The sequence below is a fragment of the Streptosporangium brasiliense genome, assembly GCF_030811595.1.
Classification (GTDB): domain Bacteria; phylum Actinomycetota; class Actinomycetes; order Streptosporangiales; family Streptosporangiaceae; genus Streptosporangium; species Streptosporangium brasiliense.
In genome coordinates this window covers 217,972-243,768 of sequence record NZ_JAUSRB010000002.1, presented here as the reverse complement: position 1 = coordinate 243,768, position 25,797 = coordinate 217,972, and the positions used below count along the sequence as shown (strand labels likewise).

22 protein-coding genes are annotated in these 25,797 nt (G+C 73.4%); 13 read left to right on the top strand and 9 right to left on the bottom strand.

Translation table 11 applies throughout. The annotated features are described in order from the left end of the window. Positions 1-81: 81 nt before the first annotated feature. From J2S55_RS09595 to J2S55_RS09575, 5 genes are all read left to right on the top strand, one after another. Positions 82-213 carry a hypothetical protein gene (locus tag J2S55_RS09595; protein ID WP_306858894.1) on the top strand — a complete coding sequence of 44 codons (132 nt, stop codon included), beginning with the start codon at positions 82-84 and terminating at the stop codon, positions 211-213. A gap of 132 nt (positions 214-345) precedes the next feature. Then, positions 346-1,656, top strand: a complete 1,311-nt coding sequence (locus J2S55_RS09590) for a glycosyltransferase family 4 protein (protein ID WP_306858892.1) — start codon at positions 346-348, stop codon at positions 1,654-1,656. 8 nt (positions 1,657-1,664) lie between these two features. Continuing rightward, a complete protein-coding gene (locus tag J2S55_RS09585) occupies positions 1,665-5,810 on the top strand; it encodes an alpha-(1->3)-arabinofuranosyltransferase domain-containing protein (RefSeq protein WP_306858890.1) in 4,146 nt (1,381 codons plus the stop codon). Beyond that, a complete protein-coding gene (pgfA, locus tag J2S55_RS09580; RefSeq protein WP_306858888.1) occupies positions 5,807-6,952 on the top strand; it encodes a cell envelope lipid trafficking protein PgfA in 1,146 nt (381 codons plus the stop codon). Before J2S55_RS09585 ends, pgfA (J2S55_RS09580) begins: the two co-directional genes overlap by 4 nt. Continuing rightward, positions 6,949-8,943 (top strand): hypothetical protein, encoded by a 1,995-nt coding sequence (locus tag J2S55_RS09575; RefSeq protein WP_306858887.1) that lies wholly within the window; start codon positions 6,949-6,951, stop codon positions 8,941-8,943. The genes pgfA (J2S55_RS09580) and J2S55_RS09575 overlap by 4 nt, the downstream gene beginning before the upstream one ends. On the opposite strand, the gene J2S55_RS09570 is transcribed toward J2S55_RS09575, so the two are convergent. Further along, positions 8,924-9,661, bottom strand: coding sequence for a class I SAM-dependent methyltransferase (locus J2S55_RS09570; RefSeq protein ID WP_306875274.1), 738 nt, complete (start codon positions 9,659-9,661; stop codon positions 8,924-8,926). The two genes, J2S55_RS09575 and J2S55_RS09570, sit on opposite strands and share 20 nt — an antisense overlap. A 185-nt stretch (positions 9,662-9,846) precedes the next feature. On the opposite strand from J2S55_RS09570, the gene J2S55_RS09565 reads away from it, so the two are divergent. After that, positions 9,847-11,724 (top strand): hypothetical protein, encoded by a 1,878-nt coding sequence (locus J2S55_RS09565; protein WP_306858885.1) that lies wholly within the window; start codon positions 9,847-9,849, stop codon positions 11,722-11,724. 41 nt (positions 11,725-11,765) lie between these two features. Here J2S55_RS09565 and J2S55_RS09560 read toward each other — a convergent pair whose 3' ends face one another. The 3 genes from J2S55_RS09560 to J2S55_RS09550 form a co-directional block, all read right to left on the bottom strand. Next, positions 11,766-12,947, bottom strand: coding sequence for a globin domain-containing protein (locus J2S55_RS09560; RefSeq protein WP_306858883.1), 1,182 nt, complete (start codon positions 12,945-12,947; stop codon positions 11,766-11,768). A gap of 70 nt (positions 12,948-13,017) precedes the next feature. Further along, positions 13,018-13,452, bottom strand: a complete 435-nt coding sequence (locus J2S55_RS09555) for an RrF2 family transcriptional regulator (RefSeq protein WP_306858881.1) — start codon at positions 13,450-13,452, stop codon at positions 13,018-13,020. Positions 13,453-13,534: 82 nt separating this feature from the next. Continuing rightward, positions 13,535-14,869: an acyltransferase family protein gene (locus J2S55_RS09550; protein WP_306858878.1), complete on the bottom strand. Its 1,335-nt coding sequence runs from the start codon at positions 14,867-14,869 to the stop codon at positions 13,535-13,537. Between the two features lie 118 nt (positions 14,870-14,987). Between J2S55_RS09550 and pgfA (J2S55_RS09545) the strand changes: the two genes are divergently transcribed. The 5 genes from pgfA (J2S55_RS09545) (at position 14,988) to J2S55_RS09525 (ending at position 20,182) form a co-directional block, all read left to right on the top strand. Then, the gene (pgfA, locus tag J2S55_RS09545) at positions 14,988-15,905 is read left to right on the top strand and encodes a cell envelope lipid trafficking protein PgfA (protein WP_306858876.1); all 918 of its coding nucleotides are present in this window, start codon (positions 14,988-14,990) and stop codon (positions 15,903-15,905) included. Positions 15,906-15,915: 10 nt separating this feature from the next. After that, positions 15,916-16,839 (top strand): decaprenyl-phosphate phosphoribosyltransferase, encoded by a 924-nt coding sequence (locus tag J2S55_RS09540; protein ID WP_306858874.1) that lies wholly within the window; start codon positions 15,916-15,918, stop codon positions 16,837-16,839. After that, a complete protein-coding gene (dprE1, locus tag J2S55_RS09535; protein WP_306858872.1) occupies positions 16,836-18,161 on the top strand; it encodes an FAD-binding oxidoreductase in 1,326 nt (441 codons plus the stop codon). The genes J2S55_RS09540 and dprE1 overlap by 4 nt, the downstream gene beginning before the upstream one ends. Before the next feature lie 49 nt (positions 18,162-18,210). Then, positions 18,211-18,954 (top strand): decaprenylphospho-beta-D-erythro-pentofuranosid-2-ulose 2-reductase, encoded by a 744-nt coding sequence (gene dprE2, locus J2S55_RS09530; RefSeq protein ID WP_306858870.1) that lies wholly within the window; start codon positions 18,211-18,213, stop codon positions 18,952-18,954. Positions 18,955-19,069: 115 nt separating this feature from the next. Further along, complete coding sequence (locus J2S55_RS09525) at positions 19,070-20,182, top strand: NAD(P)H-dependent flavin oxidoreductase (RefSeq protein ID WP_306858868.1); 1,113 nt, start codon at positions 19,070-19,072, stop codon at positions 20,180-20,182. Positions 20,183-20,204: 22 nt separating this feature from the next. Here J2S55_RS09525 and J2S55_RS09520 read toward each other — a convergent pair whose 3' ends face one another. Further along, positions 20,205-20,852, bottom strand: a complete 648-nt coding sequence (locus J2S55_RS09520; RefSeq protein WP_306858866.1) for a TetR/AcrR family transcriptional regulator — start codon at positions 20,850-20,852, stop codon at positions 20,205-20,207. 74 nt (positions 20,853-20,926) lie between these two features. Here J2S55_RS09520 and J2S55_RS09515 point away from each other — a divergent pair, with 74 nt between their 5' ends. Next, positions 20,927-21,592: a DUF4386 family protein gene (locus tag J2S55_RS09515; RefSeq protein ID WP_306858864.1), complete on the top strand. Its 666-nt coding sequence runs from the start codon at positions 20,927-20,929 to the stop codon at positions 21,590-21,592. Positions 21,593-21,922: 330 nt separating this feature from the next. Beyond that, a complete protein-coding gene (locus J2S55_RS09510; RefSeq protein ID WP_306858862.1) occupies positions 21,923-22,306 on the top strand; it encodes an ACT domain-containing protein in 384 nt (127 codons plus the stop codon). A gap of 17 nt (positions 22,307-22,323) precedes the next feature. Here J2S55_RS09510 and J2S55_RS09505 read toward each other — a convergent pair whose 3' ends face one another. From J2S55_RS09505 to J2S55_RS09490, 4 genes are read right to left on the bottom strand one after another with little or no spacing between them, the layout of a single operon-like run. Next, positions 22,324-23,061: a type 1 glutamine amidotransferase gene (locus tag J2S55_RS09505; RefSeq protein ID WP_306858860.1), complete on the bottom strand. Its 738-nt coding sequence runs from the start codon at positions 23,059-23,061 to the stop codon at positions 22,324-22,326. Beyond that, positions 23,058-23,801 carry an amino acid ABC transporter ATP-binding protein gene (locus J2S55_RS09500; RefSeq protein ID WP_306858858.1) on the bottom strand — a complete coding sequence of 248 codons (744 nt, stop codon included), beginning with the start codon at positions 23,799-23,801 and terminating at the stop codon, positions 23,058-23,060. The genes J2S55_RS09505 and J2S55_RS09500 overlap by 4 nt, the downstream gene beginning before the upstream one ends. Beyond that, positions 23,801-24,859, bottom strand: coding sequence for an amino acid ABC transporter permease (locus tag J2S55_RS09495; RefSeq protein WP_306858856.1), 1,059 nt, complete (start codon positions 24,857-24,859; stop codon positions 23,801-23,803). Before J2S55_RS09495 ends, J2S55_RS09500 begins: the two co-directional genes overlap by 1 nt. Next, positions 24,856-25,737, bottom strand: coding sequence for an ABC transporter substrate-binding protein (locus tag J2S55_RS09490; RefSeq protein ID WP_306858854.1), 882 nt, complete (start codon positions 25,735-25,737; stop codon positions 24,856-24,858). Before J2S55_RS09490 ends, J2S55_RS09495 begins: the two co-directional genes overlap by 4 nt. Positions 25,738-25,797: the final 60 nt, after the last annotated feature.

Genomic DNA, 25,797 nt, shown 5'->3' with positions numbered 1-25,797 from the left:
CGGTTTCACTAAGGCTATGGCCTATGAGATGAATCACGTTCTACTCTCGGCACACTGTCAGGACTTTGGAGGGAGAGCTCAGTGATACGAGTGATCGCAGCCCTGGCCGTTGGGGCCGTCCTTGCGGTCGGTGCCTCCGTGGCAGTGGTCAACGTGGCCTCGCCCACGCCGGAGCCGCCCAACCGGCCGCTGTACAACTACGGCGACAGGTGATCCGCCGGCCCTGAGGGCCCCGGACGCCGTTTCTCCAGCCCGCCGGGCTGAGCACCAGTCATCAGGAACGGGGTGTGGCTCAGCCATGCCCTGAGTCGGGCGCGCCGTCGCCGTAGAGGACGAGGAGACACCGTGGCCGACACCGTGGCCTTTTCCGGCGGGACCCCGAGCGCCGGACCGCGCCCGCCGGCCCCGCGGTGGTCCCGCCCGAGCGTGCGGGCCGTACCGGCCCCCGAGGCTCCGTTACGCGGGGTCCGGGTGGCGGTGCTGAACTTCCGCGAACCCCAGCAGTCGGTGGCGGGCGGCGCCGAGGAGTACGCCTGGCAGGTCAGCCGCCACCTGATCGCCCAGGGGGCCTCGGTCCACTTCGCGACCGCCCGCGAGCCGGGCCAGGCCAGGTCCGAGCGGCGCGACGGCGTCGAGCTGCGCAGGATGGGCAACCGCTACCTCGTCTACCTCCTCGTGCCGCTCTGGCTCCTGCTGCGCCGCCGCCGCTTCGACGTGGTCATCGACTCGATGAACGGCGTCCCCTTCTTCTCCCCGCTGGTGGTGCGCCGCCGTACCGTGGTGATCTGCCTGGTCCACCACGTGCACGACCGGCAGTTCCACGCCTTCCTCCCACCGTGGCTGGCCAGGATCGGCTGCTTCGTCGAGGGGCCGGTGGCGCGGCTGCTCTACCGCCGCCGCACGACGATCACGGTCTCGGAGTCGTCCCGGGAGGACCTCCGCACGCGGCTGCGCTGGCTCGCCCCGATCCAGGTCGTGCCCAACGGCGCCCCCGCGGCCCGCCCGGCCGCGCGGCACGCCCTGCCCGGCGACCCCGCCCTGATCTACCTGGGCAGGCTGGTCGGGCACAAACGGGTCGAGCGCGTCGTCTCTCTGGCGGCCGAGCTGGGCGGGCGCCGTCCCGGCCTGCACGTGCACGTCGTGGGACGCGGCCCGGAGTCCGGGGCCCTCGCCGCGCGGGCGGCCGAGCTGGAGGTCTCCGGCCGGGTGCACCTGCACGGTTTCCTCAGCGAGCCGGACAAGAACGCCGTGCTCGGCTCGGCCCTGCTGAACGTGACCGCCTCGGAGTTCGAGGGCTGGGGCCTGACCGTGATCGAGGCCGCCGCCTCCGGGGTGCCCACGGTCGCCTACGACGTCGCCGGGCTGCGTGACTCCGTCAAAGACGGGGTGACCGGCTGGCTGGTCCGCGACGGCGAGGGGCTCGCCGACGTGGTCGACCGGGCGATCGGGGAGCTGGCCGACCCGGTGCGGCGCGCGGAGATCCAGCGGGCGTGCAGGGCCTGGGCGGGGGAGTTCACCTGGGGGAGAACCGGCGCTACGATAACCAGGCTCATCGCCACAGAACTCCCCACGGCCGGTCACCGGGACCGGTCCGCGGGCTCGCCGGCCCGGACCGCCGATCTCCGTCTCGCCGTAGGTGAGACCGACCCCACTTGAGTGCCGCATTGACCCCTGACAGCGTGGACGCCGGGCCTGCCCGGCTGCGGCACCGGCTGCACATGCTGGCGGGCTGCCTCCTGCTCGGAGCCATCGCCTTCAACACCTCGCCCGGTCAGGTGATCTCCGAGACCAAGCTCGACATGGCGCTCAACCCCCTCGGCTTCCTCGCCCGGGCGGTCCACCTGTGGGACGGCGCGTTCTTCGGTCACCTGCAGAACCAGGCCCACGGATACCTCTTCCCGATGGGGCCGTTCTACGCGCTCTTCCAGGCGCTGGACATGCCCCCGTGGAACATCCAGCGCCTGTGGATGACGCTGGTGCTGTGCACGGCGTTCGCCGGCGTCGAGCGGGTCGCCCGCGCGATGGGCGCCGGCACCCCCGCCACCCGCGTCCTGGCCGGCCTCGCCTACGCCCTGGCCCCGCACGCCATCGCGCTGATCGGGGTCAACTCCTCGGAGTTCCAGCCGAGCGCCGTGCTGCCCTGGATCCTGCTGCCGCTCGTGCACGGCACCCGGCCACAGGCGAGCCCGCGCCGGGCGGCGGCCCTGTCGGCCCTGGCGTTCCTGTTCGCCGGCGGGGTCAACGCGGTGGCCGAGCTGGCGGTGCTCGTCGTGCCGCTGCTGTACCTGCTGACCCGGCGCGGCGGGCGCCGCCGGCGGCGCCTGCTGCTGTGGTGGCTGGGCTGCGTGGGCGCGGTGTCGATGTGGTGGCTGGCGCCGCTGCTGGTGATGGGCCGCTACATCTTCTCCTTCCTGCCGTTCATCGAGACCGCCGGCGCCACCACCAGCGTCACCTCGCTGATCAACGTCCTGCGGGGCACGTCGAGCTGGATCGCGTTCCTGCCGGTGGACGGGGAGGCGTGGCTGCCGGCGGCCTTCGCGCAGGCGACCGGGCCCGTGCTGATCGCGCTGACCGCGCTCGCCGCCGGGTGCGGCCTCGCCGGGATCGCCGCCCGCGCGACCCCGGAGCGGGCCTTCCTCGCGATCAGCCTGCTGGTCGGGGTCGTCATCGTCTCCGCCGGACACGCCGACGCGCTCGCCCACCCGTGGACCGGCCAGGTGCGGGCGCTGCTGGACGGCCCCCTCGCGCCCTTCCGAAACCTGCACAAATTCGACGCCCTCATCCGGCTCCCGCTCGCCCTCGGCCTGGCGGCGCTGCCCCTGACCGCTCCCGCGCGGCTGCGCAGAGCCGTCCTCGCCGCCACCGCCGGGCTCGTCGCCCTCACCACGCTGCCCGTCGCCGCCGGGATCACCCCCACGGGGGCGTTCGCCGAGATCCCCTCCTACTGGAGGGACGCCGCGACCTGGCTGAACCACAACACCGGCGACGGCATGGTCCTGGCCGTCCCCGGCTCGCGCCGGGGCGAGTATCTGTGGGGCCGTCCGATGGACGAGCCCATGCAGTCGCTGCTGACCGTGCGCTGGGCCACCCACACCAACGTCCCCTGGGGCTCGCCGGGGCTGGCCCGGCTCGTCCAGGCGGTGGACGAGCGCTTCGCCACGGGCCGGGGCTCACCGGGGCTCACCTCGGCGCTGCGCCGGATCGGCGTCACCCACCTGCTGGTCCGCAACGACCTCGCCCGTCAGAGCCTCGGCACGGCCTGGCCCGCGCGGGTCCACCAGATCCTCACGGACTCCGCCGGCCTGCGCCGGGTCGCCGCCTTCGGGCCGGAGGTCGGGGCCAGGTCCAGCCCGACGGCCGCGGGCTGGGTCGAGCAGCCCTATCCCGCGCTGGAGGTCTACGCGGTCCCCGACCCCGCGCCGCCGGTCGCCACCGTCCCGCGCGACGGGACGCTCCGGGTCGCCGGGGCCCCCGAGGCGGCGCTCGCCCTGGCCGAGGAGGGGCTGCTCGACGACGACCGGCCCATGATGATCGGCGACGAGCCCGGGACGGCCACGACGCCTCCGGGCCGGAGGGTGGTGACCGACACGCTGCGCCGGCGCGAGATCGTCTTCGGCGATCTGCGCCGCATCGCCACCGCCACGCTCACCGAGGAGCAGCCGCTGGAGCGCGGCCGGCAGAGCGACCTCACCGACCCCGCCTGGACCGCCGCCACCGCCACCGCCCGCTACTCCGGCATCGAGGACGTGCGCGCCTCCTCCGCCGAATCGGGGATCGGGGCCGCCGGCGGGCGCGATCCGGGACGCCAGCCGTACGCGGCGCTCGACGGCGACCCGCGCACCGGGTGGCGCTCCGACGGCTGGAACGGCGCGGTCGGGGAGTGGCTGGAGGCGCGCTTCGTCGAGCGCGTCGACGTGCCCCGGATCACCGTCGCGTTCGAGAAGGGCACGCTGGGGCCGCCCGTGGCGGAGGTCGCCCTGGAGACCGAGGGCGGTACGCGCCTGCTGCCGGTCCAGGAGACCGCCGACCCGCAGCTCCTGCACCCGCCGGCCGGCCGGACCTCCTGGCTGCGGATCCGGGTGACCAAGCTCGCCTCCGAGCCCAGGATCCGGGTCGGCACCCGCGTCGGCATCACCGAGGTCGCGATCCCCGGCGTGCGGGCCACGCGCAGCATCGCCGTCCCCGCCGACGGCGCGGAGGACCCCGGCACGGTGCTGCTGACCCGCCAGGGCGCGGCGACCGCCTGCATGCGCGGATCGGCGAGCTGGACCTGCTCGCCCTCCCTGGAGATCACCGGCGAGGACGGCCACGGCTTCGACCGGACCTTCGCCGTCCGTGACGACGGGGAGCGGGCCGTCACCGGCAGGGCCGTGCTGACCGACCCCCTCTCCGCCCGGCTGCTGACCACTGTCCCCGGTGTCTTCCCCCAGGTGATCGCCTCCTCCACGGTGACCGACCACCCGGCGGTGCTCGGCCGCGCGGCCATGGACGGGGACCTGACCACGCTCTGGTACGCCCAGCCCCTCGACCGCCACCCGACCCTGACCGTCAAGCTCCGGAAGAAGATCACGATCTCGCAGATCATGGTCCTGTTCCCCGACTCGTTCCTGGGGCAGCCACCGGTCAAGGTGAGCGTGAGCGGCGGCGGCCGTACGGTGCAGGGCTGGATCGGCGCCGACGGGCGGGTCGCCTTCTCGCCGATCCGCACCGACCGCCTGGAGATCGGCTTCACCGCCCCCGCGTCCCGGGCGATCGAGGTGGCGGAGGTCACCATCCCCGGGGTGAAGCCGGTCGGCTCGCTCGCGCCGTTCCCGCTGCGACTGCCCTGCGGCTACGGCCCGACGCTCGCCGTGAACGGCAACGCCGTGCCCACCGAGATCGTGGCGGGCACGCTGGACGACGCGGTCAACGGCCGCCCGCTCGGCTACCGCGCCTGCGAGCCGGTCGAGCTGGGCACGGGCACGGCGCGCGTCACCGCCGCCGCCACCGACGCCTTCAGGATCGAGTCGGTCGTCGTCCGGTCCGCCGCCGCCCAGGCGGCCCCCCGCGCCGTCTCGGCGGCGCCCGTCGTCGCGGAGTCGTGGGGGCAGGGGGAGCGCCGGGTGCGGGTCTCCACCTCGGTCCCCTCCTACCTGGTGGTCAACGAGAACCACAACGCCGGCTGGCAGGCCTACCTCGACGGCAGGCGGCTGCCGCCGGCCAGGCTGGACGGCTGGCGGCAGGCGTGGGAGCTGCCCGCCGGGCAGGGCGTGGTGACCATGCGCTACGAGCCCGACTCCACCTACCGCACGGCACTGTTCGGCGGCTGGGTCCTGGTGCTCCTGGTGGCGGCGCTGGCGCTCGTCCGCCCCTCCGGGGCGGCCCCGCCGCCGGCGACGGCGCCCGCCGCGGTCCGCGCGGCCTGGATCTGGCCGCTCGCCCCGCTCGTCGGCCTGTGGACCGGCGGCGCCGCGGGCGCCGCGATCGTCACCGGGGCGCTGGCGCTGTGGGCCTGGCTGGGGGCCGTGGCCCGGGCCAGGCACGCCCGCCTCACCTCGCTGCCCGGCCTCGCGGGCGCGGCCACCACGCCCTGGGTGCTCGCCGTCCCGCCCGGTCTGGCCGGTCTCGCGCTCGCCGCGGGCACCGTGTACGGCGGGGCCGGGGCGTCCGCGGCGCTCGCCGGCCCGCTGACCGGCGCCGTGCCGCAGGTGCTCTGCCTGCTGACGCTCGCATGGCTGATGGCCTCGATCCCCGAGCGGGTCCCGGCCGCGCCTCCTCCGGCCAGGCCCGCCCCGGCCGGCCGGTCCGGGCCGGTGGCGGTGGGCCGGTGACCCGCTCCGCGGCCTCCCGGCCGGTCATCCGCTCCGCGGCCTCCCGGGCGGTGCTCGTGGGCACCGGCGCCTTCCTCGTCACCCTCGCGGCGCTGCTGCGCTTCTACGTCTACGACAGCGTCCTGGTGCTGCCGCTGGAGCAGAGCACGACCTACCACCTGGTCGCCCAGGACGCCGACTACTTCGACACCGCCACCCTCACCTCCCATGCCCGCGTCCCGCTGGTGTCCACCAGGACGGTGAGCGGGGACACCCGCGCAGGGGACGCCGGCACGGCGGTGTGGGTGGAGTTCGCCTCGCTCACCACCGCCTCCGGCGACCGGATCGACTATCACGAGCGCAGGACCGCCTTCGACCGCAGGACGGGCATGGCGGTCGCCTGCTGCGGGGAGTACGTCGACGAGGACCCCAGGGCCCGGCAGACGGGCCTGGCCTTCCGGCTGCCCTTCCGCGCCGAGCCGCGCTCCTACCCGATGTACGACACGGTGCTGCGCACGGCGGTCCCGCTCCGCTACGAGCAGCAGGAGCAGGTCGAGGGCCTGCGGACCTACCGCTACACCTACACGGCGGGCCCGATCAAGATCGAGGACATCCCCGGGCAGTTCCCCGGCAAGGTCCTGGGCCTGCCCGAGTGGCGGGCCATCGGCGTCTCCCGCTACGCCCAGGTGACCCGCACGATCTGGGTCGAACCGGAGAGCGGCATGACGGTCAAGGTGCGGGAGAGCCACCGCCAGGGCCTGCGCACCCCCGACGGCATCGAGCGCAGGGTGAGCCTCCGGGCGGACCTGTCGATGCCCCCCGAGGAGGTCAGGGGGAGGGCCGCCGACGCGCGGGCCTTCACCCGGTGGGTCCTCGCCGTCCGCGACCTGCTGCCCGGCCTCTTCCTCGTGGCCGGGCTCGTACTGGCGCTCCTGGGCCGCCGTCCCCGCAGACCGCCCCGGTCCCCCGGGCCGGAGGACGCCGGGCCGAGCGGGCCGGAGGACGCCGGGCCGGGGATGCCGGAGCCCGAGACCGGGCGGGGCGGGCCGGAGGCGCGGGCAGGAGGGTCCCCGGCGGCGCGCCCGGGATCTCCGGCGCCCCGCGCGGGGCCGACGGAGGCTCGTGCGGCCGGTGCGGAGCGGCCGGGACGGGAGCACGCATGAGCGGCGGCGCGGTCGAGGTCGAGCTGCGGCTGCCGGGCTGGGCGCGGAGCGCCTCCGTGCGGCGGCACGGGCTCGCGGTAACCGCGGCGCTTCTGCTGCTCGCCGGGCTCACCTTCAAGGGATGGCTGCTCAGCCGGTCCTACTTCGCCGAGGACGACATCGTCTTCATCGGGCGGGCCGTGGCCGAGCCCTTCGGCTGGGACCACCTGCTCCGGGTGCACATCGGCCACCTGATGCCGGGCTCCCTCGCGCTGGTCCGCGTCATGACGGCGATCTCCCCCTACGGCTGGACGCTGGTCTCGGCCGTGATCCTCGCGCTGTGCGCGGCGGCGGCCCTGGCGCTGTACCGGCTGCTGCGCCTGCTGTGCGGTGCCCGGCCGCTCATCCTCGTCCCGCTGGCCTTCTTCCTGTTCGCGCCGGCCAACTTCCAGGCCGGCACCTGGTTCGCGGCGGCGCTCAACATCCTGCCCCTCCAGGTGGCCATGCTCATGGCCATGTGCTCCCAGGTGCTGCTGATCCGCACCGGCGGGCTCCGGCACGCGCTCGCGGGGGTCGCCTGGACCTGCGCCGGCCTGCTCTTCTTCGAGAAGGCGCTCCTCATCCCGCCGGTGCTGTTGTTCCTGACGGTGCTGCTGTCGGCCCGGGAGCACGGCGTGATCGGGGCCGCGCGCAGGCACCTGGGCCTCTGGGCGGCGCACCTGGCGGTGGGCGGCGTCTACCTTCTCGGCTACGTCCTGGCCGCCGGGCGGGCCGGCGGCCAGGGGTTCGCGCTCCCGGACTTCTACACGGCGGCGGACTACGCCGGAACCTTCTTCGGCGGCACGGTCCCGACCCTGCTCGTGGGGGGCCCGCTGAGCTGGGGCGGGGAGACCACGGCCGGGCCGCTGGTCGCCCACCGGCCGGTCGAGGTCGCCGTGGCCTGGCTGGTCCTGGCCGCCGTCGTGGCGGGCACCTGCCGCGGGCGCCCCGCGGCGGTCCCCGCCTGGTCGCTGGCGGCCGGCTATCTCCTGGTCGCCGACGGCCTGCTGATCATGATTGTCCGGACGGGACCCTGGTCGGCCTCCGAGAGCCGCTACATCGCCGACGCGATGCCCGTGCTGGCCGTCTGCCTGGCCCTGGTCCTGATGCCGTGGCGGGACCTCCCGCCCGGGACGGGCCCCTCGCCGCGGGGCCCGTCCCCGAGGGCCGGGCCTCCGCCGGGGGAGGCGCTCCCGGGCGCCGGGGCGCCGCCCCGGGACCCGCCTCCGGCGGGCGGGTCCGCGCGGGCCGTCTCCCTGTCCGTCCTGCCGGCCGTGTGCGCCTATGTGGCGCTCGCCCTGGTGTCGGCCTCGGGCTTCGCCCGGGGCCTGCCGGGCGAGGCCAACCGCGCCTACTTCGCGGCTGCCCGCGCGGACCTGGCCGCGCTCGGCCCGGAGACGGGCGTGTACCCCGCCCTGCTGCCCGACAGGTTGATGTTCCCCTGGCAGGCGATGGAGGACCGGCTGACCTCCCGGGCGCTCAGCCCGCTGGCCCGGGGCGCGCTGCGCGAGCGGATCAGCCGTCCGGGGGCGGCCCACCGCGCGGTGACCTTCGACGACCGGGGCCACCTGGTGCCCGCCACCGTCTTCGGCGGGTACGTGGCGGCGCCGGCCGGCTCCTGCCTCCCGCTGCGCGGCGGCACGGCCGTCGCCGACCTGCCCGAGGCCCGCGCGGGGAACATCGTCCGCGTCGACTACCGGGTGTCGCGGGACACCCCGGTGACCGTGCTCAGGGACGGCCGGCGGAGCGAGGTCCTGCTCCGGGCCGGCCGGGACCGGGTCTACTTCCCGGCCGAGATCGCCCGGGGTCCGGTGCGGATCTCGGTCCCGGGGGGCTCCGCCTGCCTGCGGGCGGTGGTGCTCGGCGCCGCCGTACCGGAGAGGCCGGCCGGCGGCGCGGCGCGGGCGCCGGCGGTCCCCCCGAGGGCGGCCGGCGGCGGTCCGGCGGGGGCGGTCAGTGCCGGCGCAGGATGAGCAGCAGGTTCCAGCTCACGATCTCGCGCAGCCCCGGGACGCGGACCACCGGGGTCGCCCAGCGCGGGTGGTAGCGGGGCAGGGCGTCCAGGACCGTGGCGTCGGGCTGCCGGCCGGCCCAGCGCAGCGCCGCGCCCACCGAGACGGGGTAGAGGCTCGCGCCGTAGACGTTCTTGGGGGACCTGCCGTGCTTGCGGGTGTAGCGGGCGGCGGCGCGGTGGCCGCCGAGGTAGTGCCAGGGAGAGGTCTCGTGGCCGCCCCAGGGCGACAGCCAGTTGGTGAACGACAGGTAGATCACGCCGCCTGGCCGGGTCACCCGGACCATCTCGTCGGCCATCCGCCACGGGTCCGGCACGTGCTCCAGCACGTTGGAGGAGAAACAGACGTCCACCGAACCGGTGGCCAGCGGCAGGTCGAGCGCGCTGCCCAGCACCGCCCCCTCGGGGGCGGCGCCCTGGCGGGCCAGCATCTCGCCGGCGTCGCAGTCCACGCACACCGGGCGGGCGCCCACGGCCCGCAGCACGTCGGTGAAGTAGCCCGGACCGCCCCCGACGTCGGCGACGAGCGCGCCGTCCAGTTCGGTGTAGGCGGCGAGCTGGGCGACCGTGTCGCGGGCCAGCATGCCGTAGAAGAAGTCGGGGTCGCTCTGCTCCTTGCGGAAGGCGCCGAGCAGCCTGACCGACCGGCCCAGCGTGGCCCGGAACGGTGCCTGAGGGATCTCCAACGCTGCTCCTCCACGGAGTCGGACAGATGTGGAACGGATCAGGTCCCGACAGAGTCGAACAGATCAGCTCTTCACCGAGTCGAACAGATCGGGTGCGCCGGAGCATAACACCGCATTGATAGCAATCTTGTCCTGCTCGTAGGGTGTCCCGCCGGAGCGCGGGATCAGAGGGAGAGCCGGTGGAGGCCATGGAGACCGGGCGGTCGGAGCCGCCCGCGCTGCGGATCACGCTGCCCGGCTGGCTGGCGGCCCTGCGCGGCCCGGTGCTGCCGGCCGCGGTCGCCCTCATCGTGGCCTCGCTCGTCCTGCGGGCGCTGATCCTGCGCGACTCCTACTTCGTCGAGGACGACTTGCTGTTCGTGGGCAACGCCTACGAGAACGACCTCACCCTCGACTACGTGACCCGGGTGCACAAGGGCCACTTCATGCCCGGCGCGATCGCGCTGACCTGGGTGCTGTCGCGGATCGCCCCCTACGACTGGCTGCTGGTGGCCGCCGTCACCCTCGCCGCGCAGGCGCTGCTCGGCGTGCTCGCGCTCCGGCTGCTGCGGACCCTGTTCGGCACCCGCCCGGCGATCCTGCCGCCGCTGGCGCTGCTGCTGTTCTCCCCGCTGACGGTCCCGGCGTTCGGCTGGTGGGCGGCCGCCGTCAACGCGGTCCCGCTCCAGCTCGTCCTGGTGCTCGCGCTGACCGCCCAGGTCCGTTTCACCCGCGGGGAGGGCGCCCGGTACGGCCGGCACGCGCTGGCCTGGTGCGTGGCCGGCATGGCCTTCAGCACCAAGGGCGTCTTCGTCGCCTTCCTGCTCTACGCGCTGACCACGGCCTTCCTCCGAAACCGGGAGACCGGCTGGGTCCGGTCGATGTGTCGCGAGGCGCGGCGGCACTGGCGGCTGTGGTCGGTGCACGTGATGGTGGTGGCCGCCTACACGATCGTCTATCTCGCCAGGATGGGGACCGCCCCGGGCGAGGGCGCGTCGGTGCCCGATCCCGACGTGGCCGTGGACCTGGTCTCGCGCCTGCTGGGCCGGACGTTCCCCAGCGGGGCGGTCGGCGGCCCGGTGACGTGGGCGCCGGTCACCCCGACCGGTGGCCTGGCCGGCCCCTCCGACGCCGTCGTCGCCCTCTCCTGGACGGTGCTGGCGGCACTGCTGGCGGTCACGGTCGTCCACCGGCGCCGGGCGCTGCGGGCGTGGATCGTCCTGGCCGGTTACCTGCTGTTCGCCGACGCCGTCCCGACGGTGATCGCCCGGGGCGGCCACGTGGCGCTGGTGGGCGCGGAGACCCGCTACGTCGCCGACGCCGCCGTGGTCCTGGCGGTCTGTCTGGGCCTGGCGCTGCTGCCGGTCAAGGGGGAGGACGGCGCCTACCGCCGCGCGCTGCCCGCCCGGGCCCCGCTCGTCCTGGTCGCCGGGCTGACCACCGGGGCCTACCTGGTGCTGTCGGTGATCTCGACCGTGACCTACCGGGAGACCCTCAGCGGCGAGCGCGTCCGGGCCTACCTGGACACCGCCGCCGCGCAGCTCGCCGCCGCGCCGGACAACGTCGTGATCTACCCGACCCCGCTCCCCGGGGACATCGTGCTGTCGTGGAACGGCGACCGGCGGCTCAGCAGCCGGCTGCTCGCCCCGCTGGCCCGTCCCGCCGTACGGGTGAGGATGGCCCATCCCGAGCCGACCGAGGACGCCCGGGTCTTCAACCGGGACGGCAAGCTGGTCCGGATGAAGGTCTTCGGCTTCTTCGCCGCCCGGACCGAGGACCAGCTCTGCCTGCCGGTGGCGAACGGGGCCGCCGCCTTCCCGGACGCGCTCTCCTTCGGCGGGCCGGCCACCGCGGGCGCCCTGGCCTACTCGGCCGACCGGCCGGTCTCGGTGACCGTGGAGGTCGGGCAGGAGCGCATCGTGCTCAACCTGCGGAAGACGCCCGGCGGGTTGATCCACTTTCCGGTGACGGCCGTGAGCCGGGGGATGCGGATCGTGATGGACGACCCGACGGCCCCGGTCTGCCTGGCCGCCGTGGCCCTGGGCGCGCCGGCCGCCGAGGGCGAGCCGTCCTCCTAGCCCCGCCGTACGGCGGCCGCGCGGTCCGGGCCGCAGCCCGGTCAGTCCCGGCCGAGCCAGAGGTCGGGGCCGAACACCTCGTAGTGGATGTCCGAGGCGGGCACCCCGCGCCGGAGCAGCTGGGAGCGGACGGCGCGCATGAACGGCAGCGGCCCGCAGAGGCAGGCGACCAACCCGTCGGGCAGGTCGATCCCGGCCAGGTCGACGTGGCCGACGTTCGGCGCCGGCCGGCAGGAGCAGTCGCCCGCCTCCTCGTACCACCGGTGCAGGGTGGCGCCGGGCAGGGTGGCGACCAGCCGCGCGAGCTCGTCCCGGTGGGCGTGGTCGGCCGGGGTGCGGTCGGCGTGGACGACGGTGACCCGGCGGGTGGAGCCGGTGGCCGCCAGATGATCGACCATCGACAGGACGGGGGTGGCGCCGATCCCGGCCGAGGCGAGGAGCAGCGGGGCGTCGCCCTCGGGCAGGGTCAGGTCGCCGAACGGCGCGGAGACCGTCAGCACGTCCCCGGCCCGGACGTTCGCGTGCAGCCAGCCGGACACCTCCCCGTCCGGGGTGTCGTCGCCGCGCACCCACTTGACGGTGATCCGCCAGTCGTCCCGCTCCGGGGCGCACGACAGGCTGTACTGCCGGATCTGCCGCGCGCCGTCGGGCAGGGTGACCGCGACGCTGACGTACTGGCCGGGCTTGAAGGACAGCGGGGTGTGGGGCCGCAGGGTGAAGGAGACCGCGTCCGCGGTCTGCGGCCGCCGCTCGGTCACCGTCGCCTGCAGCCAGCCCTCGCCCGGGTCGCGCCGGAGTCCGGCCTCCAGCGCGATCAGCGCGTCCGCCATCAGCCAGTAGACCTCCTCCCAGGCTTCGGCCACCTCGGGGGTGACGGCGTCGCCGAGCACCTCGGCGATGGCGGCGAAGAGGTATTTGTGCACCACCTCGTACTGCTCGGGGGTGACGCCGAGCGAGGCGTGCTTGTTGGCGATCCTGGCGAGCATCGCCTCCGGCCGGTCGCCGGGGCGCTCCACCAGTGCGGAGGCGAAGGCGGCGATCGATCCGGCGAGGGCGCCGCGCTGCTCGCCGTTGGCCTGGTTGCCCCGGTTGAACAGGTTCCGCAGCAGCTCGGGGTGGTCGGTGAACATCGACTCGTAGAAGCGCGCGGTGATGTTCTCGATGGCGCCGCCGATCACCGGCAGGGTGGCGCGGACGGTCGCGGCCGATTCCGGGGAGAGCACAAATCCTCCAAATTGGTAGATGATCTTCATATTAAAGGCCGTGTGTCAGGGGTCGCCGGTGTGCCGGCGATCACCTGAGGCTGAGGCCGAGCAGCACCGGTCCGGTCGGCGGGGTGACCAGGTCCTTCACGGTGAGCGGGTCCAGTGCGGCGTAGAAGGCCTGCTGGGCGCCGCGCAGCGCGCCGCGCAGGCGGCAGGCCGCCCGCAGCGGGCAGGGGGTGTCCCCCTCGCAGGTGACGACCTCCTCCTCGCCCTCCAGTTCGCGGACCAGCCAGCCCAGGGAGGCCGACCGGCCGAAGGCGGTCAGCCCCAGTCCGCCGCCGCGCCCCCGGCGGGCCTCCACCACCCCGAGGTGCTGGAGCCGGGCGATGGCCTTGGCGGTGTGGGTGTAGGGGATCTCCATCGCCTCCGCCACCTGCCTGGTGGTGAGCGTCGCCCCCGGCTTGGTGACCGCCAGACGCATGGTGACGCGTAAGGCCAGGTCTGTGAACTTTGTCAGCCGCACGGTAAAACGATATCAAATTGGATTATTAGATACTAATTAAGGATCCGTGGTGCTATGGCCGGGTCGATGGCAGCCGGCCGGGTCAGGAGACGACGCGGTTCAGGCGGCGGGCGGGCCGCTCCACCAGCCGGTGGGTCAGGGTGGCCAGCACGAGCGTCACGACGGTGACGGCCACCAGGTTGCCCAGGAAGCCGCCGGAGAACGGCTGCTGCTCGGTGAACCCGTACCAGAGGTAGATCACCACGAACTGCCAGAGGAAGACGCCGTAGGAGACGCGGCCGAGGAAACCCATCACCCGGTTGGCGAGCAGGAGCCTGACCGGCGAGTCGCCCGGCGGTGGCAGCGTGGCCGGGACGAGCAGGCAGAACGCCACGACCGTGTAGAGGGCCAGCTCGAACATCCCCGACCAGACACCGTCGATGCCGAGGAAGCGGGTCCCGGTGACCGGGGAGGCCGCGAGCGCGTACGCCATGGCCGCGACCAGCCACCACGAACCGGGGGAGGCGGCCGCCGCCCTCCTGAACCGCCGCGCCGGGGAGCTCTCGTCCGGGTCGGCCTCCACCCAGACCAGCACCACGGCCAGGGCCATCCCGGCGGCGAAGAAGATCATCGACCTGGGCGGCCAGACGTTCAGGTAGGGCCGGTACTGCGGGTAGTAGCTCAGCAGCGTCCAGACGAAGGACAGCGCCGCCAGCGCGCCCAGGCCGACGAGCAGCCGTCCGGCCCGGGCGCGCACGTCCTCGCCGCCGCGCCGGGCGAAGGCCGCCAGGCCCGCCGCGATCAGGGGGAGCGCGACGTAGAAGGCCACCTCGACCGAGAGGCTCCACATCTGGGCCAGGCCCTTCGGTCCCAGGGCGAACCACCAGGGGTCGGTGACGTAGTTCTGGTTCAGGGTGAGGAGCTGGAACCAGGTCCAGCCGTCGGACAGGTGGTCGCGCGACCAGATGAGCATGGCCGTGACGGTCACCAGCCAGTAGGCGGGCAGGATGCGCACGGCCCGCTTCCACAGGTACGCCCGGGTGCGGACGGGGGCGCCGCCGAGCAGCAGCGACGCCGCGAAGGGGCGGTAGAGCAGCAGCCCGGAGAGGGCGAAGAAGATCGGCACGGCCACGTCGCCGCGGGCGAGCAGTGCGCCGCCGAAACCCTCGTCCAGCGCGGCCGCGGACTCGGTCGCCACGTGGAAGACGAGCACCGCGAGTGAGGCGACGGCGCGCACGCCGTCGAGGGCGTCCAGGTGGCCGCCGGTGCGGGGAAGGCCCCCCGGGGAGCCGTCCCGGCGCGCGGGGAGCTCGTCCCGGCGTCCGGGAGAGCCGTCCGGGCACTCGGGGAGCCCGTCCTGGTGCCCGGGAGGGCCGTCCTGGCACTCGGGGAGCTCCCGCCGGGAGAGGGACCCGAATGTAGAACCTGTTTCGGTCACTTTTCCGCATCCCTCGTGACGCCGGTCACTCTCGCCACCTAACATACTGGCCAGTAGCTTTGTTAATCCACAAATCTCCCCCTAAACCCCCCAAGCTGTGATCCCCCCAGGAGGGTAGATGCGCCGGATCGTCGGAGTAATCCTTATAGCCGTCGGGGCGTTCCTCATCGTGCTGGCACCGCTCGTGCGCTTCCAGATCGGTGGCAGCCTGATCGCGGCTCCGGCCGCGCAGTACGGGGTGAGCAAGCTGGAGGCCCAGGGGGCCCAATACTTCTACCCCAAGGCTCTCAAGGTGATGACCGGTGACCTCGGCATCACCGTGACCACCCGCGGAGACGTCTCCCAGTCCCAGGGCGACCGGGTCGTCTGGGACGAGTTCACCGCGGTCAGCGACGTGACCAACGGCAATCCGGACGTCTCCTTCGGCGAGCGGCGCAGCGCCTTCAACAAATACACCGGCGAGGGCGTCGACTGCTGCGCGGTGAACATCGACAAGAAGCCCGTCAAGATGGAGGGCCAGATCTACAAGTTCCCGTTCGACGTCGAGAAGAAGACCTACAAGGTCTTCAACTCCACCGTCGGCAGGGCCTTCGACGCCAAGTTCGTCGACGAGGATACGGTCAACGGGCTGCGGGTCTACCGGTTCGAGCAGGACGTCCCGCCGACGAAGACCGAGACCCGCACCGTCCCCGCCTCGATCCTGGGAGTGACCGACACGACGGGTGACATCCAGGTGGACCGGTTCTACGACGGTAAGAACACGTACTGGATCGAGCCCACCACCGGCTCGCCGGTCAAGCAGGAGCAGCAGCGCCACGAGGTCCTCAAGACCCAGGACGGCGCCAAGAGCACCGTCGCCTTCGTGGCGACGGCGAAGATGACCCCCCAGACGGTCAACGACCTGGTGAAGAACGCCACCGAGGGCAAGAGCCAGATCACCATGATCAAGATGACGATCCCGCTCGTCCTGCTCGTGCTGGGCATCGCCCTGCTGGCCGGCGGGTTCTTCGCGCTCCGCGGCGCCGGCAGGGCCTGACAAGCCGGGGATGAACGAGGAAACGGTGGTCGCGCGGCCGCCGGCGGACCCGCCGGTGGTCGCGCGTGCTGCCCGCGGCTTCTCGCCCGCCGCTCTCGTCCGGGCCTGCCGGCCGCGCCAGTGGTTGAAGAACGTCCTGGTCTTCGCGGCCCCGGCGGCGGCCGGGGTGCTGGTGACCGGTCAGGGGCTGCTGGGCTCGCTGATCGCCTTCGCGGCGTTCTGCGTGGCCGCGAGCGGCACCTACCTGCTCAACGACGCCGCCGACGTCGAGGCCGACCGTCGGCACCCGCGCAAGCGGCACCGCCCGGTCGCGGCCGGCCTGGTCCCGGTACGGCTCGCGCGGGCCGCCGGGGTCCTGCTCGTGGCGCTGGCCCCGGCGGTCGCCGCGCTGTCCGGCGGCTGGCGGCTCCCGGCCGTGGTCGCCGGATACCTGGTGCTGACCTTCTCCTACACCTACTGGCTCAAGCACCGGGAGGTGGTGGACCTGGTGGCGGTCGCGGCCTGTCACGTGGTCCGCGCCTACGCCGGGGCGGTCGCCGTGGACGTGCCGGTGACGCGCTGGTTCCTCGTGGTGGTCTCGCTCGGCTCGCTCCAGCTCGTGGCCGGCAAGCGCGAGGCCGAGCTGCGCGCCTCCGACGGCGGCTCCACGCGGGCCATCCTGGCCGCCTACACTCCCGGATACCTGGCGGGCGTCCGTATGATGTCCTCCGGCGCCATGATCGTGACCTACTGCCTGTGGGCGCTCAGCGACCACCCGGGGCCGTTCCACGGGATCAGCATCGTCCCCTTCGTGCTCATGGTCCTACGGCACAACCTGCTGGTGGACCGGGGAGCGGGGGAGGAGCCCGAGGAGCTCGCCCTGCGCGACCGGCACATCCAGGCGTTCGTCGCACTCCTGCTCGTCTCGCTCGCCCTCGGGATCTATCTGCCATGACCTTCCTGACCGGCTGGGGCCGTACCGCACCGACCCCCGCGCGCCTGGCCCGCCCCCGTTCCGCGAGGGAGGTCGCCGAGCTGGTACGGCGGGCCCCCGGCCGGGGCGTCGCCGCCCGGGGACTCGGCCGCTCCTACGGCGACGCGGCGCAGAACGCCGGGGGGCTGGTCCTCGACTGCACCGCGCTGACCTCGTGGTCCATCGACGAGACCACCGGCCTGGTCACCGCGGCCGCCGGGCTGAGCCTGCACGACCTGATGACCGCCCTGGTGCCCCGGGGCTGGTTCGTCCCGGTCACGCCGGGCACCCGGCACGTGACGGTCGGCGGGGCCGTGGCGGCCGACGTGCACGGCAAGAACCACCACGCCGACTCCTCCTTCGGCGCCCACCTGCGCTCCCTCACCCTGGTCACGGCCGACGGCGCCGGCCGTACCCTCACGCCGGACGACGACCTGTTCTGGGCCACGGTCGGTGGGATGGGGCTCACCGGCGTGATCACCGAGGCGGTCTTCCGGTGCGTCCCGATCGAGACCTCGCGCATGCGGGTGGACGTCGAGCGCACCCGCGACCTGGACCACACGCTGGAGACGATGACCGCCACCGACGACCGCTACCGCTACACGGTCGCCTGGATCGACCTGCTGGCCTCCGGCGGCCGGATGGGCCGCAGCGTGCTCACCCGGGGCGACCACGCGGGCCGCGAGGAGCTGCCGCGCGGCGCCGACCCGCTGGCGTTCGCGCCCGCCGCCCGGCTGAAGGCGCCGCCCTGGGCGCCCGGCGGCCTGCTCAACCCGGTGACCGTGCGGGCGTTCAACGAGGCCTGGTACCGCAGGGCGCGTCCCGCGACCGGCCTCCTGCAGGGGCTCGCGCCGTTCTTCCACCCGCTGGACTCGGTGGACGGCTGGAACCGGGTCTACGGCCCGCGCGGCTTCGTCCAGTACCAGTTCGTGGTGCCGGCCGGTGCGGAGGCGACGCTGCGGCGGATCGTCTCCCGGCTGTCGGCCGAGGGCGTGGTCTCCTTCCTCACCGTGCTCAAGCGGTTCGGCCCCGGCACGCCGGGGATGCTGTCGTTCCCGATCCCCGGCTGGACGCTCGCCCTGGACATCCCGGCGGGCCGCGCCGGGCTGGCCGCGCTGCTGAGGGAGTTCGACGGCTGGGTCGCCGAGGCGGGTGGGCGCGTCTACCTGGCCAAGGACTCGCGGATGTCGGCCGAGACGGCGGCCGCGATGTATCCGCGGCTGGGGGAGTGGCGTAAGGTCCGCGAGGGGGCCGACCCCGGCGGGGTGTTCCGCTCCGACCTGGCGAGGAGGCTCCTGCTGTGAGGCCGGCTGTGCGGTGCGGGCCTGTGGAGCTCGCTGGGAGGCTTGCCCGATGAGGAACGCCCTGGGCGCGGTGGACACGGTGCTGCTGCTGGGCGGGCGCAGTGAGATCGGGCTGGCGATCGTCGAGCGGCTGGTCCGCGACGGCGCCCGCCGGGTCGTGCTCGCCGCCCGTGACGCCGGTGACACGCCCCCGGTGATCGGCGCCGCCGAGGTGCACCTGCTGGACTTCGACGCCTCCCGCCCCGAGACGCACGGTGAGGTGATCGAGGCCGCCGCGGAACTGGTCGGCGACCTCGACGTGGTGATCCCCGCCTTCGGGGTGCTGGGCAGCCAGGCGGCCTACGACGCCGATCCGGTGGCCGCCGCCAGGGCCGTCGCCGTCAACTACGGCGGGCACGTGTCCGCCGGGCTCTTCGCCGCCCGCCGGTTGCGCGAGCAGGGCCACGGCACGCTGGTGGTCCTCTCCTCGGTGGCCGGGGTGCGGGTGCGCCGGGCCAACTTCGTGTACGGCTCGGCCAAGGCGGGCCTGGACGGCTTCGCGCAGGGGCTGGGCGACGCGCTGCACGGTTCGGGCGCCCGGGTGATGGTGGTCCGGCCCGGCTTCGTGATCGGCAGGATGACCGAGGGCATGTCCCCGGCGCCGATGTCCTCCACGCCGGGCCAGGTCGCCGACGCGGTGATCGACGGGCTGCGCTCGGGTGCCGAGGTCGTGTGGGTGCCCGGCAGGCTGCGGGCGGTCTTCGCGGTGATGCGCGTGCTGCCCCGCGCGATCTGGCGCAGGATGCCCCGCTGAAACATGTTCTCGACGAGGCTCCCCGGTGGTGCCGACGGCCTCTCCGGCGGTACCGACGGAAGGTTCTAGACTAGAACGCGTTGCAGTTAGCTGGGTGTGACCGTACCGTGGGCGCATGCGGACACGTGTCACGGACATGCTCGGCATCGAGCTTCCGATCTTCGCGTTCAGCCACTGCCGGGACGTCGTCGCCGCGGTCAGCCGCGCCGGCGGGATGGGCGTGCTCGGCGCCCTCTACTTCACCCCGGAAGAGCTCGAGACGGAGCTCAAGTGGATCGACGACCACGTCGACGGCAGGCCGTACGGCGTCGACGTGGTCATGCCCGCCTCCTACGCGGGGGCCGAGCTGGGCGCCGACTCCTCCGAGGACCTGGTGGAACGGCTCCAGGGGATGATCCCCCACGGCCACCGCGCGTTCGTCGACGGCCTGCTGGCCGCGCACGGCGTCGCGGAGCTGTCCGGCTCCGACGCCGGCAAGGTCCTGCTCGGCTGGACCGACGCCACCGCCCGGCCGCAGGTCGAGGTGGCGCTGAGGCACCCGATCGCGCTGCTGGCCAACGCCCTCGGCCCGCCGCCCGCCGACGTGGTCGAGCAGGCGCATGCCGAAGGGGTGAAGGTGGCGGCGCTGGCCTCCACCCCCCGCCACGCGGTCAAACAGGTCGAGGTCGGCGTGGACATCGTCGTCGCCCAGGGCACCGAGGCGGGTGGGCACACCGGTGAGATCTCCACGATGGTGCTCATCCCGCAGGTCGTGGACGCCGTGGACGTGCCGGTGCTGGCCGCCGGAGGCATCGGCGACGGGCGCCAGATGGCGGCGGGCATGGCGCTCGGCGCCGAGGGCGTGTGGACCGGGTCCATCTGGCTGACCGTCGAGGAGGCCGACACCCCCGAGATGGCCAGGCGGCGCATCCTGGAGGCCACCTCCCGCGACACCGTGCGCTCCCGGTCGTGGACGGGCAAGCCCGCCCGGCTGCTGAAGAACGAGTGGACCGACGCCTGGGAGTCCGCCGAGTCGCCGGGCACCCTGCCGATGCCGCTGCAGTTCATGCTGGTCTCCGACGCCCTGCGCCGGATCGGCCGCTCCGACGCCGCCGAGCTGGCCACCTTCCCCGCCGGTCAGATCATCGGGACCATGAACCAGGTGAGGTCGGCCAAGGACGTGGTCTTCACGATGGTCGAGGAGTACATCGAGGCCACCGAGCGCCTGGGCCGCCTGACCGAGGGATAGGAGTTCCGAGGGAGCGGTGCCGTTACATACCTGCCAGGAGGCGGCGCAGGCCCCAGCGGAACTGGTCGGTCGAGATGTAGGCGGCGATGGCGTCGGCCGCGGCGTGGGTGCGGGGGAAGACGTCGGGATCGACGGCGAGGGTGGCCCGGCGCGCGGCGATCCGCTCGGCCTCGGAGGGGAGGGCGCCCCGCGCCTCCGCCCCCTTGCCGTCCTTGCCTCCCGCGCCCACCAGCTCGGCCGCCTCCAGGGCGATGGAGCCCAGCACGTAGACCATCACGGCGTAGCAGGCGCGCGGGTCCGGCAGCACGCCGAGCATGCTCTCACCGACCCGCAGCGCGACCGGCCCGCTGTAGGCGGCGCCGAGGATCGCGGGCACCGCCGCCGGGTGGCACAGCAGCACTTCGCGCAACGCCAGTGCGAAGTCTTCGATCCGCTGGTGCGGCGGCCTGGCGCGGTCCTCCAGCACACCCAGGTCGGCCTCGGCGAGCAGCCGGTCGGTCAGCGCGTTCATGATGGCGGCCCGGTCGGGGAAGTAGGTGTAGAGCGCGCCGGGAGTCAGGCCCACCCGCGCGGCCAGCGCCCGCATGGTCAGCCCTCCGCCGTCGACCAGCTCCAGGGCCGCGTCCAGGACGGCTCGCGGATCGACCGAGCGCTGAGGTCCTCTCTTCACGGGGAAACTCTAGTCTTCCCAAGAAACTCTGAACGGTGTTTAATATTAAACACCGTTCAGAGTTAAGGAGTCCCATGAGATCGATCCTCGCCCTGGGCGTGATCGCGGCCAACGCGGCCTTCATCGGCCTGGGCGCCGTCTTCGGCTATCCGGACGTGCTCGCCGAGCCGCCCGCGACGGTCCTGGCCAGGTTCGCCGCCGACCAGACAGCCGTCTCCGCCTGGTTCCTGCTGCTGGCGCTCGGCGCCGGCTCGCTGATCCCGGTCGCGGTGCTGCTCGGCCGCCGCCTGCCGGACCGGCCGGTCGCCGCGCTGGCGACGCAGGCCGGGGTGCTGGCCGGGCTGGTCCAGATCATCGGCCTGATCCGCTGGCCGTTCGCGGTGCCCGCACTGGCCCACGCGAGCGATCGGGCGACGGCCGAGACCGTCTTCGCCGTCCTGCACGGCTATCTCGGCACCGGGGTCGGCGAAACTCTCGGCTACCTGTTCACCGCCGCCTGGACCCTCCTGCTCCTGGCGGCCCTGCCCGCGCCGCTGCGCTGGTTCAGGGCGCTGGGCGCCGGCGCGGCGCTGGCCATCCTGGCCGGGCTGCTGGTGCCGCTCAAGCTGCCCGGCGCGGATCTGGTCAACTTCGCCGGATACGTGGCCTGGAGTGTCTGGGCGCTCTGCCTGGCTGCCCTCGCCGACCGGCTGCTCCTGCCGGGAACGGCTCAGGCTCCGGCCCCGGCCGTGAGCGCTTGACGGCCGGCGGAGACTGTTGCAACGGCAGGACCCGCAGCACCGAAGCCCGCTCGCGGTCCAGTCGCAGGTCGGTGTGCCCTGGACGCCGAGCAGGGTTTGGTGCGGTGACCGGGAACTCTTCCGCCAGGGCGCGCCGTTCAGGGGCGCCGGGCGCGCCCGCGTCGGCACCCGCCATGCCGGTGCCCGAGAAACCCCCCGACCTGGTGAAGGTGTGTGGTCACCGCACCAGGGGGGCGGATTGTCGGTTTTATCGCTTAATGGGAAGATTGATGGGCGATGCCTACGGATATAGCTGTCATTCTTAGCGATCAGCCGGGTGAGCTGGCCCGCTTGGGGGAGGTCACCGGCGAGTCCGGCGTGAACATCAAGGGCCTCGCGGCCTTCACCGGGGAGGGCAAGGGCATCGTCCATGTGCTCGTCGATGACGCGGTCGCCGACAGGTGCCGGGAGGTGCTCGAAGGCGCCGGGATGGGGATCGCGGACGAGCGACCGGTGCTGGTGGTGGACCTTGAGGATCGGCCCGGGACGCTCGGCGAGCTGACCAGGCAGCTCGCCGACGCGAACGTCAACATCGACCTCGCCTACACCACCTTCGGGGGCGTGAGGATCGTGATAGCCACCGACGATCTGGAGAACGCGCGCTCGGCGCTCGAATGGTCCGCGGTCATGCGTCAGGAGACGGACACCCCCAGCATCTGGGACCAGCCCGCCTGACGGACGACCGCGTCGCGTCACGGCCCGCTGACGGACGCCCCCGGCACGGTCGGGTGAGATCGGACGAGGTCGATCCAGCGGTCGGCCACGCCACCCCAGAGCGTCCGGAGGGACGGTTCGGCGGCCTCGACCCGGTCGAGCATCGCGGCCACGTCCACTCCCAGCCGCGCGAGCCTGCCCGACTCGTCCTTCGCCCACGCCCGGGCGGAATCGAGCAGCACCTCGGGGTGGAACTGCACGCCCCACGCCGCCGGCCCCAGCCGGAACGCCTGGAAGGGGAAGTCCTCGTCCCACAGGAGGGGCACGGCTCCCGGGGGCAGCGACGTGATCTCGTCCCAGTGCCACTGGACGGCCTGCGCGTCCACGGGGAGAGCGGCGAAGAGCGGGTCGTCGGCGGCGGCCGGATGGGCGTGCAGGCCGTACAGCCCGACCTGGGGACGCGCGGCGACCGCGACCTCGCCGCCACAGGCGGCGGCGAGCAACTGGCCGCCGAGGCAGACCCCGAGGGTGGGCACCTCGTCGCGTACGGCTCCGCGCAGCAGCTCGCCGGCGTGCGGCAGCCAGGGGGCGAGGTCGACGTCGTAGGTGCCCGGGGTGCCGCCGAGCACGAGCAGCCCCTCGTATCCGTCGAGGGACGGGGGCAGGCTGTCGCCCCGGAAGGGGGACCGGAGGTCCAGCGTGACGCCGGCCGCCGCGATGCGCTCGCCGATCAGGCCGGGTCCGGTGCCGTCCTCATGCTGGATCGCGAGAATCACAGACGGCCTGCCGCGATGATCGACTTCAGGAACATTCGGGTGCGCTCCTCTACGGGTTCGGTGAAGATCTGCTCGGGTGGGCCCTGCTCCAGGAGGCTGCCCTGGTGGAGGAAGCAGACCCGGTCGGCCACCTCCCGGGCGAAGCTCATCTCGTGGGTGGCGAGCAGCATGGTCATGCCCTCGGCGGCGAGCTGCCGGACGATGCCGAGCACCTCGGCGACGAGTTCGGGGTCCAGCGCGGCGGTGATCTCGTCCAGGAGGAGGACCCGGGGTTCCATGGCGAGCGTGCGCACGATGGCCACGCGCTGCTGCTGGCCGCCGGAGAGCCGGTCGGGGAAGGCGCCGGCCCGGTCCGCCAGGCCGACACGCTCCAGCAGTGCCGTCGCCCTCTTCCTGGCCTCTTCACGGGAGAGGCCGCCGAGCCGGATCGGCGCGAGCGTGACGTTGTCGAGCACGCTCATGTGCGGGAACAGGTTGTAGCTCTGGAACACCATTCCGACGTCGCGGCGGAGCAGGTTGACGTCCACCCCGGGGCCGGAGACGACCTCGCCGTCGAGCCTGACCTGGCCGCCGTCGATCGTCTCCAGGGCGTTGATGCAGCGCAGGAGCGTGGACTTGCCACTCCCCGAGGCCCCGATGAGGCAGATCACCTCGTGCTGCTCCACCGACAGGTCGATGCCGCGCAGCACCTCGTGGTCCCCGTAGCTCTTGCGCAGCCCGGTGATCTCAAGGAATGCCATCACGCCCCCCGGGCTTTGTCGCGTGCGATCAGCCGGTCGACGAGGCGCGCCTGCGGAATCGTGATCAGGATGAACAGGCCCGCGACGACCGTGACCGACGACAGGTTGAAGTGGTTCGCGGAGAAGATCTTGGCCTGGTTGAACGCGTCGATCGTGCCGATCACGTTGACCAGCGCGGTGTCCTTCTGCAGGCCGATGAAGTCGTTGAGCAGCGGCGGGATGACGCGCCTCGTCGCCTGCGGCACCACGACGTGGCGCATCGTCGCCAGGTGGGAGAAGCCGAGGGAGCGCGAGGCCGACACCTGGCTCGGGTGCACGCTCTCGATGCCCGAGCGGAAGACCTCGGCGACGTAGGCGCCGTAGACGACCGTCAGCGCGAGAACGGCGTACCAGGTCTGGCTCAGGCCGGACAGCACCGGGATCTGCGCGATCGGCAGGCCGAAGCCGATCAGGTAGATGACGATGATCGCGGGCACGGCCCGGATGACGTCGATGTAGACGACCGCCAGAGCCCGGATGGGCCGTCCCACGCGGCCGGGGGCGAGCCGGGCGAGGGCCAGGGCCAGCCCCCAGACCAGCACGAGGACCTGCGCCACGACGGCGATGAACAGGTTCGTGCCGAAGGCCCGGACGATGTCGAGGGTGCTCGTGCCGATCAGTTCGCCCTGGAAGAACGTCCGCTGCACGGCGGCGTCGTTCGCGAGCACGAAGACGAGCAGGGCGAGGGCGCACAGGACGGCGAACGCCGTACCGGCCGCGGTCCACGCGGACTCCCGCACCCGGGCGGCGAGCCCTCGCCGCTCCACGACGTCCGCCGAGGTGGCGCACCGGCCCGAACAGCGCCAGGCGTCGAGCGCCGGGCGGTAGACGAGGAGCACGGCCGCGGCGCCCAGCAGGGCGGCGGCGCCCAGCACCCAGCGCCAGACGCCGGGGCTCGCCGCCTCGAAGAGGACGGCCGCGACGGACCAGGTGGCCACGGTGGCGACCGTGGCCGCCGCGAGACCGGCGAGGGCCGCGCCGCGTCCCGGCGTCGGGACGGGCTGAGCCGTCGCCGTCATGACGCCTGCCACAGCGGAACCCGGGCGGGGTCACCGCCGAACGCCTTGGACAGATACGCCGCGGAGAGCTGGTCGAGGGTCCCGTCGGACTTCATCTGCTCGATGATCTTGTTGATGGTCTCGGCGTTCGCCGAGTCCTTCGGGTACAGGGCGCCGTAGGACTCACCGGTGCTGTACTGGCCGACGACCTCCAGCAGGCCGTTCGACTTGACGGCCGAGCCGAGCATGATGGCCACGTCCTGGAAGGCCGCGTCGAGCTGGCCGGCCTGGAGCGCGGCGCTCATCTCCGAGTCGTTGGCGAAGACCTTGGGCTGCTGCTCCGGCTTGAGGGTGCCGGCCACCCACAGCGCGCCCGCGGTGCCCTGCTTGACGCCGAGGCGGAGCTTGCGGATGTTCCCGGCGGTGACGGACGCCCCCTTCTTCACCATCACGCCGATGTTGGAGGCGAAGTACGGCGCGGAGAAGTTGACGACCTTCTTGCGCTCGTCGGTGATGGAGATCTCGGCGAGGGCCATGTCGAAGTTCTGGGTGCGGCCCGAGACGAGGGCGTCGAAGGGCGTGTTCTCGATCGCCAGCTTGGACAGGCCCGCCCGGTGGGCGATGGTGGCGGCCATGCAGTACTCGTAGCCGTCCTTGATCGCGGCGACGGTGTCGCCGTTCCACCAGCCGGGAGAGGGCAGGTCGCCCTGCACGCTCAGGGTGTCCGCGACGACGGGCTTGAGGGTGAACTCGCCGCGTTTGCCGGTGACCTTGCAGTTGCCGTACGAGCCGCCGCTCGCCTCGGTCGTGTTGGCCGAGGTGGACGGCGTGCCGCACCCGGCGATGGACAGCAGCGCCAGCAGACCTGCGGCGACGATGCGGGGACGGTTAGTGACCATTGGCGCGTCTTTCCTGGTTGGGGGCCTGGCGGAACTGTTGCAAAAGCGTTTTGGCAGAGT